Raw genomic sequence first — 18,738 nt, forward strand, 5'->3', positions numbered from 1 at the left:
CGTCGCGCCGCCCACGCCAGGCAGACAGGCCCCGATGCGGCAGCCGGGCCGGGCCTTGCCGGTAAGCTGTGGCCAGGAGGTGGTCGCTGATGGCAAACGACTTGGGGCGGCAGCCCGATGGCAGCGCCGAGGCCCGGCTGCCTGCCACCTTGCTGCTGCGCGCGGCCGAGCGCCAGCGGGCCGCAGCCACCAGCACGCTGCTGGGTGTGGCCCTGGTGGCCTATGCCCACTGGGGCGGCCCGGGCCAGGCCTTCGTGCCCTGGTTCGTGCTGGTGCGGCTGGCGGCCCTGGCCTGGTCGCATGCGATCACGCGGCGCATCCAGCAGCTGCATGCCGGTGGCGAGCCTTTCATGCACCTCGAGTGGCAATTCATCCTGGCCATGGGCGCGGGTGGCGCGGCCTGGGGTCTCATCGGCTGGATGGTGCCCGACCTCAACCTCGCCGACTGGGCGGCGCGCGACCTGTTCTCGGCCATCATCATGGTGTTCATCTCGTGCATGGTGCTCATCACGCTGTCGCACCACGGTCGGGCCCTGCTGGCCTATATGTGCGCGCAATGGAGCGTGGCCTGCCTGTACATGGTGCTCGCCCCCGGGCCGCTGGCCAAGGCCCTGCTGATCTTTGTGGGCATCGCCGGCCTGGTGGCCGTGCTGCTGCTCTACGGCCGCCTGCTGCAGCGCCAGACCCGGCAGGGCGTGCTGGCCGAGCTGCGCAACGACGACCTGACCGCACGCCTGCAGCAGGCCAACCGGCAGCTCGAACAGGCACTGGAACAGGCTGTGGCCGCCGCCAACCACGACCCGCTCACCGGCCTGCTCAACCGCCGTGCGCTTGCCACCCAAGTGGACTACCTGGCCGCGGCACGGCGGCGCCATGGCGGAGCCTGTTCGGTACTGCTGCTCGATATTGACCACTTCAAGCGCATCAACGACAGCCACGGCCATGCCGCGGGCGACGAGGTGCTGCGCGCCCTCGCAGCCACGCTGGCCTGCACGCTGCGCGAGGTGGACATCATCGCCCGCTGGGGCGGCGAGGAATTCCTGGTGGTGATGCCCGATTGCGACATCGCCACCGCCCTCGTGCGTGCCGAGGATGTGCGCGCCGGCGTGGCGCGCCTGAAGGTCGCCGCCCTGCCCGCCGACTACCGGCTCGGTGTCTCGATCGGCGCGGCCGACTGGCCCCTGGATGCCGGGTTCGATGCCGTGGTCTCGCGCGCGGATACGGCCCTGTACAGCGCCAAGGAGGCGGGGCGCAACCGGGTAGAGCAGGCGCGCCCATAGGCAGCACTACACTCGCCTCCAACCACCGACACGATAGAGGAACGCGATTGCCCATGCCCCACCCCGAGATGGAATGGATGGACCTGTTTGGCCTGGCCTACACCGATGAGGCTGTGACAGCCTTCCTGGCGAAGCACCCACCCCACAAGGCCGACAAGCCCAGCGATGGCAGCCAGTACGTGGTGTGCAGGCAAGGCGGCTTCGACCTGCTGTTCGACACCCGCCATGCAGAATCTGCGCCCGCCAGCAAGCGGCAGGACCGCAGACTCTCGGGCATCTTCTTCTACAACGAAGGGGTGGACAAGCACCAGCGCTACCCCGGCCCGCTGCCCCTGGGCTTTGACTTTGCCGATGGCCGGCCGGGCCTGCTGCAAAAACAGACGCCCGAACGCACCTGGGTCATCGGCGAGGGGCGCGTGCCCGTGGACCACCCCGAGCCCGACCATGACCGCTGGGACTTCGCTCCCCTGCAGATCAGCGCCAACTATGGCGATGGCGCCGAGATCCGTTACTTCGTGGCGAGCCAGCCCAGCGGAAAACCCGAATGGAAGCCGGCCGAGACATGGCAGTCCCTGGCGCTATTGCCTGAACGCAAGGCCGACGCCATCAAGCTGTACCGAGACAAGCACAAGGTGGGAATCGCCGAGGCCAAGCTGGCAGTGGGGCAGCACGCGACGCAGGCCGGGGGGGCTTAGCTGCCAGGCCATGGGGCGTCCTTGATACTCACCGGATGGCCGGGTTGCCCGGAACGTCGAACCGCGTCCAGCGCTCGCCATCGAAGCAGGCCATGTCCTTGGCGCCCACGGACCACAGCACTCCGCCCTGCACCTCGACGACATTGGCATCCGCGAGCTCCGGCACAAGCCCGGTCTGCACCGGCTGCAGGCACTGCTGCGCTTCGTCGTAGACAAACAGGCCCAGGTTGCCGGCCACATAGAGCCGGCCGCCAAAGCGCTCCACGCTGCTGATGCGCAGGGCGCTGCCGCCGGTACCCGGCAAGGGCCGAAAGCCGCCGGCCGCATGGCCTGCCAGCAGGGTGCCGTTGGCGCCGCCGACCACCACATCCGTGTCGCTGAATACGCGCAGGCACAGCAGCTGCTCGCGCGTGCTGCTGGCCACGGGCGCCCACTGGCGGCCATCGCTGTGGAAGATCTCGCCGTCCAGCCCCACCACGTAGATCGACGACTCGCTGACCCCGCCCATGGCCATGAAGCAGCGCTCGGTCGAGCCTTCCACCAGCACGCCGGCGTCGGCATGCTCCCAGCGCTCGGGGCCGGTGCGCCGGTAGATCTGGCCCGCATCGCCGCAGGCATACAAGGTCTTGCCGATGGCGGCCACGTCCATCAGGTAGCCGTAGTCCTTGGACCACTCGCCGTGCAGCCCCGCGTCCTGGATCACTTCGTACGAGCCCTGGTCCGCGCCCTGGACGACGATCTCCACCGTCCCCTCCCACGACAGCGCGACATACGCGCGCTTCTTGCCCTTGGCGTGGGGCCAGACGCACATCGCGATGATGTGCAGCTCCACATCGTCATGGCTCCAGCCCCCGTCGTCTTCCTCCTGCAGGTCCAGGCTGAGCATGCGGGTCTCATCGACCTCGTAGGGGTCGATGTCGTCGCGGTAGGCGGCCAGCTTGAGGTAGTCGGACTCGACCACCACGGCGGTGACGAGGCTGATGGTGGGTTCGGCTTTCTTCTTTCGTGCCATGCGCATTCCGTTCAGGGGGTGGTGGTTGCCGATGGTGGGTGCGACGATCCCCGCGCTTCCTCGATGAGCCAGTCGCGGAACGCCGCCAGCCGCGGCAGGCTCGCGCACTCGGCGCGGTAGACCACGTAGTAAGCCAAGGGCGATGCAAAGGCAATGCCTGGGAACAGCCGCACCAGGCGCCCGGCGGCCAGGTCGTCGTGCGCCATCACACTGCGCGCCAAGGCGATGCCCTGGCCGTCGATGGCGGCCTGCAGCACGGCGGCGGAGTTGTTGATCTTCAGGCCCCGCCGGGGCGCCCGGCCGGCCACGCCCGCGTGGCGCAGCCAGCCATCCCAGGTCGGGAAGCCCGAGGGCCCGTCCATCGACAGGTCGTGCACCAGCGTGTGCTCGAGCAGGTCGGCGGGCTTGCGCGGGCGGGCGCGCTGGCGCGCCAGGGTCGGGGCGCACACCGGGTACACCTCTTCGGCCATGAGCGGCTGCGCCACCAGGCCGGGCCAGTGGCCCGCGCCATAGCGCACGCCCACGTCGATGCGCTGGGCCACGAAGTCCACGGGCTTGAGGCTGGTGTCCAGGCGCACGTCGGTATCGGGCCAGGCGGCATGGAAGCGCTCCAGCCGCGGCAGCAGCCACTTGGCCGCGAACGAGGGGCTCACGGTCACCGTGAGCACGCCGCTGGCCGAGCCTTCCTTGAGCCGCTCCAGCCCCAGCGACAGGCGATCGAAGCCCGCGCGGATGTCGGTGAGCGCGCGCTCGGCCGCATCGGTCGCGGTCAGCCGGGCCCGGCCGCTGCTGCTGCGGTGGAACAGCGGCGTGCCCAGCCAGTCCTCCAGCGCACGCACGAGCTGGCCCACGGCCGCGGGCGTGACATGCAGCTCCTCGGCCGCGGCCGAAAAGCTCTGGTGGCGTGCACTCGCCTCGAAGGCGCGCAGGGCGTTCAGGTGCACAGGCAGCTTCATGGTCTGGCGAGATAGTTTTTCTTTCAGGCAACGACACTTTATCTCGTTTGCGGCAAAGGGGGCCGCTCGGAACAATCACATTCATCCAACAGATCTTCTTTTCACCCCAGAAAGACCACGGCATGAACACACCATCCACCCCGCACCAACCCTTCCAGGGCCGCAAGCTGCTCGTCGTCGGCGGCACCAGCGGCATGGGCCTGCAGACCGCACGCACCGTGCTCGCCCAAGGCGGCAGCGTGGTCATCGTGGGCCACCGCGAAGACAAGACGGATGCGGCCCGCGCGGAACTGTCGGCCCTGGGGCCGGTGGCAGCCATCACGGCCGACCTGTCGCGCAGCGAGGGGCTCGCGCACCTGCTCGCAGCGCTGGACGACCCGGCGCACCAGGGCATCGACATGCTGGTCAACGCTGCAGGCGTGTTCTTCCCCAAGCCCTTCCTGGAACACCAGGATGCGGACTACGAGCAGTACATGCAGCTCAACAAGGCCTTCTTCTTCGTCACGCAGAAGGTCGCGGCCGCCATGGCGGCCCGGGGCCAGGGCGGCGCCATCGTGAACATCGGCTCCATGTGGGCGCGCCAGGCGATTGCGGCCACGCCCTCGTCGGCGTACTCCATGGCCAAGGCGGGCCTGCACTCGCTGACCCAGCACCTGGCGATGGAGCTGGCGCCCAAGGGCATCCGCGTGAACGCCGTCTCGCCCGCCGTGGTGCAGACCCCTATCTACGAGGGCTTCATCCCCAAGGCCGAGGTGCACAGCGCGCTGCAGGGCTTCAACGGCTTCCACCCCATCGGCCGCGTGGGCACGCCCCAGGACGTGGCCGAGGTGATCGCCTTCCTGCTCTCGGACAAGGCCGGCTGGGTCACGGGTGCCGTCTGGGACGTGGACGGCGGCGTCATGGCAGGCAGGAACTAAAGCTCCCCCTGAGTCGCTTCGCGCCTTCCCCCTCTCTCATGTTGCTTCGCAACCTGGGAGGGGGACGCCCCCAGCGCGGCGGGGCGGCCCTTGCGCGGGGGCACTGGCTTGGGCCGCGCGCTTTCCAGGCGTAGCGCATCGCTCAAGGCACGTCAAAAAAATGCCTATAGAAGAAGGAAACACACATGATGCAAGACTGGAACACCTACCGTGGCGCGTTGCTGGAGCGCGTGGGCGACTATGCGCGCCAGAGCCCCGACGTGCTGCGCGGCCTGTCGATGGTGGATGGCGCAGCCGCCAAGACCGGCCATCTGCCGCCCAAGATCCACGAGTTGATCGCGCTGGCCGTGGCCGTGACCACGCGCTGCGATGGCTGCATTGCGGTGCACACGCAAAAAGCCGTGGAGCATGGCGCCACACTGGCCGAGATCTCTGAAGCGTTGGGTGTGGCGATTGCGCTGAACGCAGGCGCGGCGCTGACCTACTCGGCGCGCGTGCTCGAGGCGCACGCACAGCTGTCCGAGCACTGAGCGGCGGGAGAGAGTCCATGCAGGTCAACGCCGACTTTTCGCGCCGCGCCATCGTGCCGGCAGGCAGCACGCCCTGGGTGGCCTCGCCCCAGCCGGGCGTGGAGCGCCTGATGCTGGACCGGCTGGGCGCGGAGAGCGGCCATGCCACCAGCCTGGTGCGCTATGCGCCGGGCAGCCGTTTCCCTGCGCACCGCCACCCGGGCGGCGAGGAGATCCTGGTGCTCTCGGGCACCTTCTCCGAAGGCGGCGTACACCATGGCGCGGGCTGCTACCTGCGCAACCCACCCGGCTCCGGCCACCAGCCATCGAGCCGCGACGGGGCGACGATCTTCGTCAAGCTGTGCCAGATGCCGCCCAGTGAGCAGCACTCCGTGCGCGTGGACACGCGCGATCCGGCTGCCTGGCAGCACACGCATGGGCGCACTGTCTGCCCCCTCTTCTCGGCCCCAGGGGAGCAGGTGCGGCTTGAACGCCTGGCCGCTGGAGAGCCGCTGTGGCCCAAGCCGCCCTCAGGCGGTGCCGAGCTGCTGGTGCTGGAAGGCGACCTGGCCATTGATCGCCTGCCCTGCCCCACTGGCAGCTGGGTGCGCTTGCCCGCGGGCGATAGTGCCCATGGCGTGGCCGGCCCCGGCGGCGCGCTGCTCTACCTCAAGACCGGGCATTTGCCGAACCAGTAGACCCGCATGCAAGACGCCAACACCACCGACATCGCCATCGTGGGCGCAGGCCTGGCCGGCCTGTATGCCGCCTTTTTGCTGGAGCAGGCAGGCATCACCGACTACCGGCTGCTCGAAGCACGCAGCCGCACCGGCGGGCGCATCGCCTCGCTGGGGCCCGAGGGCTTCGACCTCGGCCCCACCTGGTTCTGGCCCGAACAGCAGCCCGCGCTGGACCGCCTGGTGCAGGGCCTGGGCCTGGCGCGCTTTGCCCAGCACGAAACCGGCGACCTGCTGTTCGAGCCTGCACAGCACGGCGTGCAGCGCGTGCGCACGCCGGCCTACGAGGGCGCGCCCACCTCCATGCGCCTGGCTGGGGGCATGGGCGCGCTGGTGGCCGCCCTGCGCCGCCGGATCGATGGCACGCGCATCGCCACCGGCCAAGCGGTGCGGCGCATGCAGTTGCAGGGCGATGCCGTCGCGCTGCAGAGCGAAGACGCCCAGGGCCGGCCTACCACCTGGCAGGCCCGCCATGTGCTGCTGGCCCTGCCGCCGCGCCTGGCCGCCCGGCACATCGCCTTCACCCCCGCCCTGCCACCGGCCTTGGCCCACGCCTGGCAGGCCACGCCGACCTGGATGGCGCCGCATGCCAAGTACCTTGCGGTGTACGCCACACCGTTCTGGCGCGAGCAGGGCCTGTCGGGCCAGGCGCGCAGCGCGCGCGGGCCGCTGGGCGAGATCCACGATGCCTCCATGCCCGGCGGCCGTGGCGCACTGTTCGGCTTCTTCGGCCTGCCGGCGCGCATGCGCCATGCCGTGCCCGATGCGGTGCTGCGCGCCCACTGCCGCGCCCAGCTGGCGCGGCTGTTCGGCCCCGAGGCGCTGGAACCGGAAACCGACGCCCTCCAGGACTGGGCCGCCGAGCCCCTGACGGCAGTGGCCGCCGATGCCGATGCCAGCGGCGGCCACGGCAGCGCCCCGCCGGCAGCACCCGGCGCCGGCCCCTGGCAAGGGCGCATCACCGGCATCGCCAGCGAGTGGTCGCCCGAGTTCCCGGGCTACCTCGCGGGCGCGGTCGACGCCGCGCAGCGTGCCGTACATGCCCTTCTCCGCAACCCCACCGCACCAGGAATCCGACCATGAACCTCCCCACCACCTACCGCGCCATGCAGATCCGCGCACCGGGCCAGCTCGAACTGGTCGAGCGCCCCACGCCCGCGCCCGAGCCGGGCGAAGTGCTCATCGCCGTGGAGGCCTGCGGCATCTGCGGGGCCGACACGGCGGACCTGGGCCGCGCACCCGTGCCCGGCCACGAGGTGGTGGGCCGCATCGCGGCGCTGGGCGCCGGGGTGCCAGCCGCCCTGTGGCAGGTCGGCCAGCGCGTGGGCGTGGGCCGCCTGGGCGGGCACTGCGGCCTGTGCAGCCCCTGCCGCCGGGGCCTGTTCCACCTGTGCAGCGACCAGCCCGTCACCGGCGCCAGCCGCGATGGCGGCTACGCCGAGATGATGACGGCCCGGCACACCGGCCTGGTCGCCATACCGCCCGAGCTGGGCGCCGTGGAAGCCGCGCCCCTGCTGTGCGCGGGCATCGCCACCTTCAATGCGCTGCGCAAGTGCGGTGCGCAGGCCGGCGACACGGTGGCCGTGCACGGCATCGGCGGCCTGGGCCACATGGCGCTGCAGTATGCGCGGCGCATGGGCTTTCGGGTCGTGGCGCTGGGGCGCGGCACAGGCATCGCGCAGGACGCGCGCGCCCTGGGCGCCCACCACTGCATCGATACCGGTGCGGAAGACGGTGCCGCCGCACTGCAGGCACTGGGCGGCGCGCAGGCCATCGTCACCACCGTGGGCGATGCCGCCGCCGTGGCGGCCCTGCTGCCAGGGCTGGCACCGCAAGGCCGGCTGGTGCTGCTGGGCGCGGGCAAGGACCCGCTGCCAGTCTCTGCAGGGCACCTGGTGGTAGGCGAGCGCAGCGTGCTCGGCTCCATCACCGGCACGCCCTGGGAGAGCGAGCGCGCGCTCGGCTTCAGTGTGCTGACGGGCGTGCGGCCCCTGATCGAGACCGTGCCGCTGGCACAAGCGGGCGAGGCACTGCAGCGCATGCAGTCGGGCGCGGCGCGCTTTCGCATGGTGTTGACGATGGGCCAATCAATGCCTGCGGCCGAGCACCGCCTTGATGAGCAGGGTGATCGGAAGCGCCACTAGCACCAGCGCCACCACCAGCACCAGGCCCGGCAGATCGCCGCCATCGGCCAGCACGCCACTGGACTGCGCAATCCTTTTGTCGCTGCCGAACAGCGAAATGAACAAAAGGTAGGCGAAGTACAGGCAGATCAGTTCCACGCCGAGAAAGCCCAGCCATTCCCACAGGCCGTCTGGGTGCCATCCCATGGCAATGCCCACGCCCAAGGCGACAAAGGGCATGCTCCAGAGCGCTGTGCAGACCCGCAGAAACAACGGATCTGCCACCAGCGCCTTCACCTCGGCGAGAAGCTTCATGGAACTACCGGTCCTGAAAAAAAGCCCCTGCTGTCCGGCTATGCAGGGGCACCCGGCCGCGCCATCTTGCGGTAGGCCACCGGGCTCATGCCATAACGCCGCTTGAAGGCGGTGCTGAAATTGCCCGTGTGGCCATAGCCCACGTCGAGCGCGATGTCGGTGACGCTGAGCCGGCCTTCTTCGAGCAGTGCGCGGGCGCGCTCGGCGCGGGCCAGGGCCACATAGTCGAACAGCGCCATGCCGTGGTGCAGCCGAAAGGCGCGCGCCAGGCCGCTTTCGCTGAAGCCGAAGCGCCGGGCCAGGGCCGCGGCCTCGAAGGGCTCGCCCAGGCTGGCGTCCACATGGCGCTTGAGTGCGGCCAGGCGCTGGGCCTGGCGCTCTTGTGTGGTGCCTGCGTCATGGACCCCAGGCGAAGAGGACTCCAGCACGGTGCGCGCAGCGGGGGCAGCGTCGAGCGCGGTCAGCACGCTGTGCAGCAGCTCGAAGGCCTTGGCCTCCGCACGCAGGCTGGCCAGGGCGTCGAGCGAGGGCCCGTCCACCAAGTCTGCGGCCAACGCGGCCTGGGCCGGGCTCAGCGTGTAGCGGGCCAACGCAAAATCGGCCGCTGGCCCGCCCAGAAAGGCGGCGATGGGCCCGGCGTTCTGCGCGCGGCGCGGCAGGCCCACGTCCTGCAGCAAAAAGGCGCGCGAGCAGCACAGCGTGACCGAGCGCTCGTGCACCCCCGCCTGGAACACCTCTTCCTTGCGCGTGCCTGCGGGCTGCAACAGGGTGCTCACGCTGCTGGCGTCCACCGCACAGCCGCGGTGCCCGGGCTGGCTGACCTGGCTGTCGCCCGCCAGGCGCAGGTGCATCTTCACGAAATCACCGCTGGCATACACCTCGCGCGCGGGGGCATGGTGGTCGATGCTGCTGGTGGCCACATAAAAGCCCGGGCGCAGAAAGAGGAACTGGCGCCACCCGTCTCCCCCGCTGGTGGGCTGCGCAGTGACCACGCGCCGCCGGCCCCAGCGCTGCGACGACGCAACCTGGTAGGAAGATGGCAAGCAAAACGGCAAGGTCATCGCGCACGCCCGGTGGTGGTGGGCGCCCAGCATACACCCTGCCCCTCAACCCGCTGCCGCCAGAAAGGCCAGCCCCTGCGCGACCACCAGGCGCGACTGCGCCGCCAGGCTGGCCTGCCAGGCCGCATCGGGCGGGTAGAAGAAGTCGCGCAGGGCTTCGCGCCGCTGGCGTGCAGCGGGCAGCAGCGCCTCGCGCGAGGCGCCCTGCGCCCAGTCGCGCTGATCTTGGAGCAGCAATTGCAGCATGTGCTGGGGCCGGCCGGTGCCGAACTCCAGCACCCCGGCCGTGACCTCGGCCCCGGGCAGCGCGCGCTCGTAGCCCGGCGTGGTGTGGCCCGACACGGGGGCAAAGTCCTCGGGCGCCTCGGCCTCGGCGACGGCGACGGCGATCACCCATGCGCCAAAGGCCGCGCGCATGCGCGCCAGCGCCGCACCCTGCTGCAGCGCCACCATGGAGCCATAGCCGTAGGGCCCCAGGCCCGTGTGGTAGTCCACCAGGCACACATGCGATGCATTGCCCGCATGCTGCTGCAAGATGGCCTCCATGGTGCGGCGCGACCAGGTGGGTCCACTGCCACCAAAGCCCATGCCCTGGGCGTGCGCGTACTGCCCGCCCATGAGCGCGTTGTACAGGGCCTCGTGGCCGTGTGCGCGCTCGAAGGCATGCACCACCGCGTCGGCGCCTTCATCACCGGGCGCCGCCGTGGCTGCGGCATGCAGCGCCGCGTAGCGTGGCGACTGCGGCAGGGGCTGCGCATAGTCCACATAGTTGCGGCACAGGTCGGCATTGTCTTCGTTGTAGCGCCTCAGCCAGGAGGCACCCCAGGGGTTGATGCCATGCACCAGCACCACGGCCACGCCCGCAGGCAGTGCATCGGGCCCGGCCGACAGCAGCCAGTCGATCTGGCAGCCCGAGCCCGCGAACAGCTCCACCCCATGCACGCCCGAGGTGAGCACCAGCACGCGGCGCGCATCGGCCGACCCCACGCGCGCCACGTCAACCGCCAGGGCCTCGCCCTCGGCGCCGCGCAGGGGGTGGGCATGCCACTGGGCCTGCAGGCCGCGCAGGGTGCAGGCCGCCAGGAACTTGCGGCGCGCCTCGCCGTAGCTGGCGGCAAAGCCGAAGGTGGGGGGCACGGTGGGCGCAAAGCTGGCGGGCAATTCAGAATCCAGGTGCATGGGTCAATCCATCTTGAAGCCCGACTGGGCGATCACGGGCTGCCACAGGGCGAGGTCGTTGCGCACCACCTCGCGCAACTGCTGCGCGGTGCTGGCGCCCGGCGCAAAGCCAATGCCCGGCAGCTTGGCCGCCACCGCAGGCAGCGCCGCCACCTCGGCCACGGCCTTTTCGATCTGCTGGACCTGGGCGGCAGGCAGACCCAGCGGCGCGAACAGCCCCACCCAGTTGGAGCTGGTCAGCTCTGCAAACCCGAGTTGGCTGAAGGTGGGGACATCGGGCAGGCCCGCCGCGCGCTGGGGCCCGGTGACGGCCAGGATGCGCAGCTTGCCCGCACGGTGCGGCTCCAGCAGGCCGCCCAGCGCATCCACCGCGGCGGGTATGTACCCACCGATCAGGTCGGCCAGCAGGGGCGCGCCGCCCTTGTAAGGCACGGGCTGCAGGTCGATGCCGCGCTTCTTGCCCGCTAGTCCACTGAAACCGAGAAATCGGCTGTGCGCCGGGGTGGCAGCGGGTGCAGCGCAAGGCGCGGGCTGCTGCCAAGGCTGGTCGCCTTGGCAAAGCCCGCAACGCCGCGATGCGCCTGCTGCTACCCCGGCCCGAAGGGTGAGGGCCTGGCAGGGCCGCACTCGTCGTTGCCGTGCTCGCCGGGTGTACAACCCGGCTGCGCCCGCCGCCTAGATTGCATCCCTGCCAGACCCTCACGCACAGCCGATTTCTCGGTTTCAGTGGACTAGGTAGCCCGCAAAGTGCGGGCCGCTGCCGGCAGCCGGTATGCCGAAATTGCGCTGCTCCGGCTGCGCCTTGGCCAGGGCCAGGTACTCCTCGAAGGTCTTGGCCGGCAGGCCGGCGCTCACGGCCAGCGCGAGCTCGAAGGTGGCCATGCGCGCCACGGGCGCAAAATCCTTCATCGGGTCGTACTTGACCGAGCGCGAGGTCAGCGGCAGCGTGGTCATCATGTGGCTGTTGGCCAGCAGCAAGGTGCTGCCGTCGGCCGGGGCGCTGCGGAACTGCTCGGCCGCCAGCTGCCCGCCCGCGCCGGGCCGGTTGTCCACCACCACCGGGCCGCCCAGGCGCTTGCCCAGCTCCTCGGCATAGATGCGGGCCAGCGCATCGGCCGTGCCGCCCGCGGGGTAACCCACCACCAGGCGGATGGGCCGCCCCGCGCCCGGTGCCGGCGACTGGGCGAAGGCCGCACGCAGCGGCAGCGCCGCGAGCACCGCGGCGGCGGACAGGGACGAGGCAACAAAGGCTCTGCGCTGGATCATGGCTATCAACTCCGTGGGTGGCTCAAGGAACAAAGGGGCGTGGCGGGGCCTCGGCACAGGTGGCCGACAGGTGGTGGAAAGAAAAGGGAATGCGCGGGCCGGATCAACCGCCCAGCAGCGCCTCGCCGCGCGCGAGCTGCTGGCCGAAGCTGGCGGCGTCGATGTTGGCGCCGCACACCACCAGGCCCACGCGCAGGCCCTGCAGTTCCTCGCGCAGCGGGCCCAGCAGGGCCGCCAGGGCAGCGGCGCCTGCAGGCTCCACGGCCAGCTTGGCATCGCGGAAGGTCACGGCCAGGGCGCGGCAGATGGCGTCGTCGCTCACGGTCACAATGCGCTCCAGGTAGCGCCGGCACAGGCCGTAGGCGGTGGGCAGCGTCATGGGCGGCGCCAGGCTGTCGGCGATGGTGGCGATCTGCGCCAGGCGCTGCGGCTCGCCGGCCTCGAAGCTGCGCCGCATCACATCGGCGCCCTCGGGCTCCACGCCGATCACGCGGCACTGCGGCAGCGCCAGGCGCAGCGCGGCCGACACGCCGCTGGCCAGCCCGCCGCCGCCCACGGAGACCAGCACCACGTCCAGGTCGGGGGCCTGCTCGGCAAACTCCAGGCCTACGGTGGCCGTGCCCAGCGAGGTGTTAATGCCCTCGAAGGGGTGGATGAAGGTGCGGCCCTCGTTCTTCACCAGTTCCTCGGCCATGGCGAAGCCCGTGGCGCCGTCGGGTGCGATCAGGATCTCGGCACCGTAGGTGCGCGCCATGGCCAGCCGAAACGGGTTGGCCGAGGCCTGCACCACGATGCGCGCGGACACACCGGCCTCGCGCGCGGCAAAGGCCGCCGCCACCGCATGGTTGCCGGCGCTCATGGCCGTGATGCCGCGCGCCTTCTGTTCGGGCGAGAGCTGGCGCGCCACGTTCAGCGCACCGCGCGCCTTGAAGGTGCCCGTGCGCTGGAACAGTTCGAGCTTGAGGCGCACATCCGCCCCCGCGCCCAGCAGCTGGTGCACGGTGGGGCCGTGCAGCGGCGCCACCGGGGTGCGCAGGATGGCGGGGGCCAGCGCCTGCGCCGTGGCGCGAATGGCGTCGAGCGAGAGTTCAGGCCAATGGGCCGTGGATGCGGAGGGTGCGGTCGTGGTGGTCATGCGCGGTGTCCTGGCAAGGCGGTGGATGGGTTCTTCAGTGGGCGCTGCGCGCGGGCACGCGGGCAATGGCTTCGATCTCCACCAGCGCCTGCGGCACCATGAGGTCGGCCCGCACCGTGGAGCGCGCCGGCGGCTCGGCCACCCTGGCAAAGGCCTGGGCGTAGCTGCGGTTGAACGCGGCGAAATCCTCCAGCCGGGTGAGCCACACAGTGGTCTTGACCACATCGGCTAGCGCAGCGCCATGGGTGCCGAGGATGGCGGCGATGCGCGCGAGGCAGCATTGCGTCTGCTCGGCCACGGTGTCGCCCGCAATGCGCCACTGGGCATCGAAGGCCATCTGCCCCGAGACGAAGATCCACCCGTCCTGCAGCCGGGCAGGCGAGAAATGGGGTGGCTCCTGCAGGCCGGGCACGCCGGCCGGTACGGTGGTGGCGGAAGAACTTTGATGCATGCGCCACAGTCTAGGCATGCAGGCGCCGCCCGTCTTTTGCGCGGCCGTCAGCTTGCGGAGTGCCCCAGTTCTGCGCGGCAGTCACGCGGGTGCCATTGAGACTGTCAGAAACTTTGTGTTCAGGGCATAGCATGACGATAGGAGCATGTATGCCAAGCAAGTTGAACAAGTCCAAGAAGGCAGCGCCTGCGCTACCGACCATCCCCAAAGAGATCCTTGATCAGTTCGGCCAGGGGGCAATGACCGCTGAGGCCATCAATGCCGCCTCCATGGCCTTCAAGAAGGCCTTGATCGAGCGGGCGCTGGGCGCCGAGCTCAGTCACCACCTGGGCTACCCGCACGGGGCCGACAAGCCCTTGCACAGCCCCAACCAGCGCAATGGAACGAGCGGCAAGACGGTGCTGACCGAGGATGGCCCTTTGCAGATCGACGTTCCCCGTGACCGGCAAGGCTCGTTCGAGCCGATCCTGATCCCCAAGCACGAGAGACGCTTCACGGGCTTTGACGACAAGATCGTGTCCATGTACGCGCGTGGCATGACCGTGCGCGAGATCCAGGCCTTTCTGACAGAGCAGTACGGCGTGGATGTTTCTGCGCAATTCATCAGCTCGGTCACCGACGAGGTGATGGCGGAAGTCACCTCCTGGCAAAGCCGCCCCCTGGAGCCCATGTACCCCGTGGTGTTCTTCGATGCACTGCGCGTGAAGATCCGCGAAGACGCAGTGGTGCGCAACAAGGCGATCTACCTGGCGCTGGGGGTGTTGGCCGATGGCTCGCGCGATATCCTGGGGCTGTGGATCGAAGGCACGGAGGGAGCCAAGTTCTGGATGAAGGTCTTCAACGACCTCAAGACACGCGGCGTCAACGACATCCTGATCGCGGTGACCGATGGCCTCAAGGGAATGCCCGAGGCGTTGGCGGCGGTGTTCCCGGCCACGACGCTGCAGACGTGCATCGTGCACCTGATTCGTAACAGCCTGGACTTTGCCAGTTGGAAAGACCGCAGAGGTCTGGCGGCAGCGCTCAAGCCGGTCTATACGGCAGCGACGATGGAGGCGGCCATGATGGAACTGGATGCCTTGGAGGCGGGTCCCTGGGGACAACAATTGCCCACCGTCATAGCCGCCTGGCGCAGGGCGTGGGAGCGGGTCATTCCCTTCTTTGCCTTCCCGCCGGCCATCCGCAAGGTGATCTACACGACCAATGCCATCGAGAGCATCAATGCGCAGCTGCGCAAGATCATCAAGACCCGGGGGCACTTCCCCAATGACGAGGCGGCGACCAAGCTGATCTGGCTGGCGCTGCGCAACATCACGGCAGATTGGGGGCGCGCTGCGCCAGATTGGAAGAGTGCGATGAACCAGTTTGCGATTCTCTATGAGGGTCGCTTCATCAAGTCCGCTGCTTAGACAAGCAGCTTCACCGCCTTGAACACAAAAAATCTGACACTTCCGTGCCATTGGATCCTTTGCAGGCTCCATACGCCATCCGGCGTATTTAAGATCAAATGGCGTTTCCTCATACTCCGGGCACCGCAGCGCCCCTGGTGCGCTGCCGCCCTGCCCCTTGCCATGGAACGCTTCACCATCTCCCTCGACGACCAGCTCGCGCACGAGTTCGATCACCTGATCGCCGAGCGCGGCTACAGCAACCGCAGCGAAGCCGTGCGCGACATTCTGCGCGGGCACCTGGCGCGGCTGCGCGAGAGCCATGACCAGGACGGCCCCTGCGTGGCCAACCTCTCGTACGTCTACAACCACCATGAGCGCGAGCTCTCGGAGCGGCTGGCCGGGCACCAGCACGAGCACCATGAGCTGACCATCGCCAGCACCCACGCCCACCTGGACCATGAGCACTGCATCGAGACCGTGCTGCTCAAGGGCCCTGCCCGTGCCGTGCGCCACTTTGCCGACCGCCTGATGGCCGAGCGCGGCGTGCACCATGGGCAATTGAACCTGGTGATGGCCGATGCCAGACCCGGGCCCCACACGCACGGCGACGCGGACAAGGGCAAGCACCCGCACCACCACTGACGCACGGAATACACAGGTCATAACGATCCGCCACGCCATGCAGACACTGCGTGCGCCAAAAAGTAAGAAAAAAATAAATTACTTCATACAAACCTGAAACCTCGGAGGACGCCACCATGAAGCAACAGAAACCACGCACCGCCCCACCCCACCCGGTGGCATTTCGCCTGCACCCGCTGCCCCTGGCGCTGGCCATGGCCCTGGGCGCCCCTGCGGCGATGGCACAACAGGACACTGCAGCCCCGCCCACCCTGGGCGCCATCGAGATCAAGGGCCAGGCACTGCAACAGGGCGCCGCGTCGGCCTACTCCAGCACCAGCTTCGACAACGAAGAAATCGCCGAGAAACACCTGAGCCAGCCCACGGACCTGCTGCGCCATGTGCCCGGCATGAATGTGCAGAACTACCAGCTCTCGGGCGTGGCCGACACCATCGTGATGCGCGGCTTCGGCGGAGGCGGGCACGGCGGTGATGTGGGCGTGGTGCTCGACGGCATTCCCCTCAACGAGGCCATGTCGCATGCCGACGGGTACGTGGACCTGAACGTCATCGTGCCGCTGGAGATCGAGCGCTTCACCCTCTACAAGGGCCCCGTGTCGGCGCTGTACGGCAACTTCAACCGCGCCGGGCTCATGGCGGTGGAAACGCGCAAGCGCGGCGAGTACCGGGAGCTGGACGCCAGCCTGGGCTCCCACAGCACGGTGGACCTGCAGGGCGCCCTGGGCCTCAAACTCGGTGATAGCGAGTACCTGAACCTGGCCGCACAGCACTTCCGCACCGAGGGCTTCCGCACCCAGTCGGACTACCACCGCAGCACCCTGGCCGGCCGCTGGAGCAAGCGCATCAGCGCCGACCTGGACGTGGCCCTGTCGGGCCGCTGGCATGAGGCCGATGGCGATTCGCCCGGCTACATCACGGCCGCGCAGTTCGCGCAGAACCCCTACGGCAAAGACCCGCGCGCCATGAACGATGGCGCCAACAAGCACTTCGCCACCCTGCGCGCCGACGTGAACTACGCGCTCTCGCCCGATGTGAAGCTGCTCAGCTTTGCCTACACCACACAGCAGGACTTCACGCGCTGGTTCAGCCGCCCGGTCAACGCCAGCACCTGGCGCCAGCGCGAGGAGAGCTACGACCGCAAGGTCTACGGGGCCGGCACCAGCCTGAACGGGCGCACCGCCCTGGGCGCCACGCCACTCAACTGGGTGGCGGGGCTGGAGACCTTCCGCGAGTCCACGCAGTACCAGTACTACGACGGCCTGGACAACCGCGCCCGCCTGGCGCCGGCCATCAACGACCGTACGTCCAAACTCAACAGCGTGTCGGCCTTCGGCGAGGTCGAGGCGCCCCTCCATGCCCTGTTCAAGCCCTCGGCCGGCCTGCGCTGGGACCGCTTCTCTGGCAGCTGCGCGCGCGATGGCGCCGAGACCGCGACCGACCCTTGCGGCCCGCTGGCCAAGATGTCGCACGCCAGCCCCAAGCTCGGGGTGCGCTCCGACGTGGCCCCCGGTGTACAGCTGCGCGCCAGCTGGGCCGAGGGCTTTGCCCTGCCCAGCACCTTCGCCAAGTACGCACTGGGCGCCGCCACGCTGGACCCCAACATCTTTCGCCAGACCGAGGTGGGCGCGCAGTTCAAGCCCATGCCGGGCCTGGTGCTGGACGTGGCGGCCTACCGCCTGACCTCCAGCGACGAGATCCGCACCGTGGCCCCCGGTGTGTACGAGAACTACGGCGCCACACGCCGCAGCGGCGTGGAGGCCAGCGCCCTGTGGGCTGCGCACCGCAACGTGGACCTGTCGCTCACCTATGGCAGCGCCCACTCGCGCGTCACCGAGAACGGCAACCCTGCCCTGGTCGGCAAGCAGGTGGCCGGCGTGCCCCGGTACATGGCCACGGTGAGCGCCACCTGGCGCCCCGCGGCCGGCTGGTCCACCACCGCCACCTGGCGCCGCGTGGGGGCCTATGCCGTCAACGCCGACAACAGCGTGGGCTATGGCGGCTATGCCACGGTGGACCTGAGCGTGGCGTACAAGCTGGCCGCCCGCTACGAGATCTATGCCGCTGTGGCCAACGTGAGCGACAAGGCCTATGCCACATCGGCCTCGGTCATCGGCGGCACGCAGGTGTTTGCACCGGGCGCACCGCGCACCTTCAAGGTCGGCGCCAAACTTCAGTTCTGACCATGGAGAGGACAACCAGAATGAACAGCACCACCCTTCTCACGCACACCCTGGCCGCCGCGGCCCTGGCACTGAACCTGGGCAGCGCATTCGCCCACAATGTCTGGCTGGAGCCCGATGCGGGCGGCGGCTACCTGGTGCAGTTCGGCGGGCACGAGGGCCAGCTCGAAACCTACCCGGCCGACAAGCTCAAGAGCGTGCAGGCCTTCGACCGCCGCGGCCGCAAGATCGAGGTCACACTGGAGCCCAAGGCCGACGGCGTGCGCGTGAAGCCCGAGCGCCAGGCCGCCCTGCTGGCCGCGCATTTCGACAATGGCTTCTTCAGCAAGGTTGAAGGCGGCACCATGGTCAACAAGCCCATGACCGAGAACCCCGGCGCCACCAGCGGCGTGCATGCCTTGAAGTACCACAAGACCCTGATCCAGTGGGGCGTGATCGCCAAGCAGCCGCTGGGCCAGCAGTTCGAGATCGTGGCGCTGGAGGCCGATACCCCCCACGCCGGAAAGCCGATGCGTGTGCGCGTGCTGTTCGATGGCAAGCCCATCGAGGGCATCCGCCTGTCGCTGGGCGAGAAGGGGGCGGCTGTGACCACCGCGGCCGATGGCACTGCGACCGTCACGCCTGTGGCGGGGAACAACCAGCTGCTCGCGATTCGCCGCGTGCCGGTGGTTGGTGATGCGCGCACGACCAGCAGGAGTTGGGAGTATCTGTTGGCGTTTCCGGCGCATTGAGGCGCACTGAGGGTTTGCTCTTCAGGGGCGATGGTTGGTTCTGTCGTTGCGTTGAGGACGGAGGCCGGGATGTGCGCCCGGCGGCGCACCTACTTTCTTTTTGCGCAAAAAGAAAGTAGGCAAAGAAACAGCGCCCCGCTGTCTGCGTCCCTGCGCTT

The 18,738-nt window shown here is 69.3% G+C and carries 20 protein-coding genes; 11 read left to right on the forward strand and 9 right to left on the reverse strand.

Annotated features, from left to right (window positions below; genetic code table 11):
- Positions 1 to 89 precede the first annotated feature (89 nt).
- Together HNP48_RS29655 and HNP48_RS29660 are read left to right on the forward strand one after the other, a co-directional pair.
- A complete protein-coding gene (locus tag HNP48_RS29655) occupies positions 90 to 1,280 on the forward strand; it encodes a GGDEF domain-containing protein (protein ID WP_184864093.1) in 1,191 nt (396 codons plus the stop codon).
- A gap of 53 nt (positions 1,281 to 1,333) precedes the next feature.
- Positions 1,334 to 1,975 (forward strand): hypothetical protein, encoded by a 642-nt coding sequence (locus HNP48_RS29660; protein WP_184864095.1) that lies wholly within the window; start codon positions 1,334 to 1,336, stop codon positions 1,973 to 1,975.
- A 28-nt stretch (positions 1,976 to 2,003) separates the two neighbouring features.
- On the opposite strand, the gene HNP48_RS29665 is transcribed toward HNP48_RS29660, so the two are convergent.
- The gene (locus HNP48_RS29665) at positions 2,004 to 2,993 is read right to left on the reverse strand and encodes a hypothetical protein (protein ID WP_184864097.1); all 990 of its coding nucleotides are present in this window, start codon (positions 2,991 to 2,993) and stop codon (positions 2,004 to 2,006) included.
- Between the two features lie 5 nt (positions 2,994 to 2,998).
- Entirely contained in the window at positions 2,999 to 3,943 is a 945-nt protein-coding gene (gene gcvA, locus HNP48_RS29670) for a transcriptional regulator GcvA (RefSeq protein WP_184864099.1), read from the reverse strand.
- A 122-nt stretch (positions 3,944 to 4,065) separates the two neighbouring features.
- Here gcvA and HNP48_RS29675 point away from each other — a divergent pair, with 122 nt between their 5' ends.
- From HNP48_RS29675 to HNP48_RS29695, 5 genes are all read left to right on the forward strand, one after another.
- Positions 4,066 to 4,860: an SDR family NAD(P)-dependent oxidoreductase gene (locus tag HNP48_RS29675; protein ID WP_184864101.1), complete on the forward strand. Its 795-nt coding sequence runs from the start codon at positions 4,066 to 4,068 to the stop codon at positions 4,858 to 4,860.
- Positions 4,861 to 5,045: 185 nt separating this feature from the next.
- Positions 5,046 to 5,390: a carboxymuconolactone decarboxylase family protein gene (locus HNP48_RS29680; RefSeq protein WP_184864103.1), complete on the forward strand. Its 345-nt coding sequence runs from the start codon at positions 5,046 to 5,048 to the stop codon at positions 5,388 to 5,390.
- A gap of 17 nt (positions 5,391 to 5,407) precedes the next feature.
- On the forward strand, positions 5,408 to 6,067 hold the full coding sequence (locus HNP48_RS29685) for a cupin domain-containing protein (RefSeq protein WP_184864105.1): 660 nt from the start codon (positions 5,408 to 5,410) through the stop codon (positions 6,065 to 6,067).
- 6 nt (positions 6,068 to 6,073) lie between these two features.
- Positions 6,074 to 7,189: an FAD-dependent oxidoreductase gene (locus tag HNP48_RS29690; RefSeq protein WP_184864107.1), complete on the forward strand. Its 1,116-nt coding sequence runs from the start codon at positions 6,074 to 6,076 to the stop codon at positions 7,187 to 7,189.
- Positions 7,186 to 8,250 (forward strand): zinc-binding dehydrogenase, encoded by a 1,065-nt coding sequence (locus HNP48_RS29695; RefSeq protein ID WP_221480397.1) that lies wholly within the window; start codon positions 7,186 to 7,188, stop codon positions 8,248 to 8,250. The genes HNP48_RS29690 and HNP48_RS29695 overlap by 4 nt, the downstream gene beginning before the upstream one ends.
- On the opposite strand, the gene HNP48_RS29700 is transcribed toward HNP48_RS29695, so the two are convergent.
- The 7 genes from HNP48_RS29700 to HNP48_RS29730 form a co-directional block, all read right to left on the reverse strand.
- Positions 8,194 to 8,544, reverse strand: a complete 351-nt coding sequence (locus tag HNP48_RS29700; RefSeq protein ID WP_184864109.1) for a hypothetical protein — start codon at positions 8,542 to 8,544, stop codon at positions 8,194 to 8,196. The genes HNP48_RS29695 and HNP48_RS29700 overlap by 57 nt on opposite strands.
- Before the next feature lie 38 nt (positions 8,545 to 8,582).
- Complete coding sequence (locus HNP48_RS29705; protein ID WP_184864111.1) at positions 8,583 to 9,587, reverse strand: helix-turn-helix transcriptional regulator; 1,005 nt, start codon at positions 9,585 to 9,587, stop codon at positions 8,583 to 8,585.
- A 63-nt stretch (positions 9,588 to 9,650) separates the two neighbouring features.
- Positions 9,651 to 10,784, reverse strand: coding sequence for a DUF2817 domain-containing protein (locus tag HNP48_RS29710; protein ID WP_184864113.1), 1,134 nt, complete (start codon positions 10,782 to 10,784; stop codon positions 9,651 to 9,653).
- 3 nt (positions 10,785 to 10,787) lie between these two features.
- On the reverse strand, positions 10,788 to 11,411 hold the full coding sequence (locus HNP48_RS29715; protein WP_311773872.1) for a tripartite tricarboxylate transporter substrate-binding protein: 624 nt from the start codon (positions 11,409 to 11,411) through the stop codon (positions 10,788 to 10,790).
- 96 nt (positions 11,412 to 11,507) lie between these two features.
- On the reverse strand, positions 11,508 to 12,050 hold the full coding sequence (locus HNP48_RS29720) for a tripartite tricarboxylate transporter substrate-binding protein (protein ID WP_184864117.1): 543 nt from the start codon (positions 12,048 to 12,050) through the stop codon (positions 11,508 to 11,510).
- Between the two features lie 103 nt (positions 12,051 to 12,153).
- A complete protein-coding gene (locus HNP48_RS29725; protein ID WP_184864119.1) occupies positions 12,154 to 13,185 on the reverse strand; it encodes a pyridoxal-phosphate dependent enzyme in 1,032 nt (343 codons plus the stop codon).
- A gap of 34 nt (positions 13,186 to 13,219) precedes the next feature.
- On the reverse strand, positions 13,220 to 13,636 hold the full coding sequence (locus tag HNP48_RS29730) for a RidA family protein (RefSeq protein ID WP_184864121.1): 417 nt from the start codon (positions 13,634 to 13,636) through the stop codon (positions 13,220 to 13,222).
- A gap of 149 nt (positions 13,637 to 13,785) precedes the next feature.
- On the opposite strand from HNP48_RS29730, the gene HNP48_RS29735 reads away from it, so the two are divergent.
- The 4 genes from HNP48_RS29735 (at position 13,786) to HNP48_RS29750 (ending at position 18,580) form a co-directional block, all read left to right on the forward strand.
- Positions 13,786 to 15,045, forward strand: a complete 1,260-nt coding sequence (locus HNP48_RS29735) for an IS256 family transposase (RefSeq protein WP_184864123.1) — start codon at positions 13,786 to 13,788, stop codon at positions 15,043 to 15,045.
- A gap of 162 nt (positions 15,046 to 15,207) precedes the next feature.
- Positions 15,208 to 15,669, forward strand: coding sequence for a nickel-responsive transcriptional regulator NikR (nikR, locus tag HNP48_RS29740; RefSeq protein ID WP_184864125.1), 462 nt, complete (start codon positions 15,208 to 15,210; stop codon positions 15,667 to 15,669).
- Between the two features lie 116 nt (positions 15,670 to 15,785).
- Positions 15,786 to 17,849, forward strand: a complete 2,064-nt coding sequence (locus tag HNP48_RS29745) for a TonB-dependent receptor (protein WP_260420427.1) — start codon at positions 15,786 to 15,788, stop codon at positions 17,847 to 17,849.
- Between the two features lie 20 nt (positions 17,850 to 17,869).
- Positions 17,870 to 18,580 carry a DUF4198 domain-containing protein gene (locus tag HNP48_RS29750; RefSeq protein ID WP_184864127.1) on the forward strand — a complete coding sequence of 237 codons (711 nt, stop codon included), beginning with the start codon at positions 17,870 to 17,872 and terminating at the stop codon, positions 18,578 to 18,580.
- The last annotated feature ends 158 nt before the right edge of the window (positions 18,581 to 18,738 follow it).

It is taken from the genome of Acidovorax soli, from assembly GCF_014207955.1.
Classification (GTDB): domain Bacteria; phylum Pseudomonadota; class Gammaproteobacteria; order Burkholderiales; family Burkholderiaceae_C; genus Acidovorax; species Acidovorax soli_A.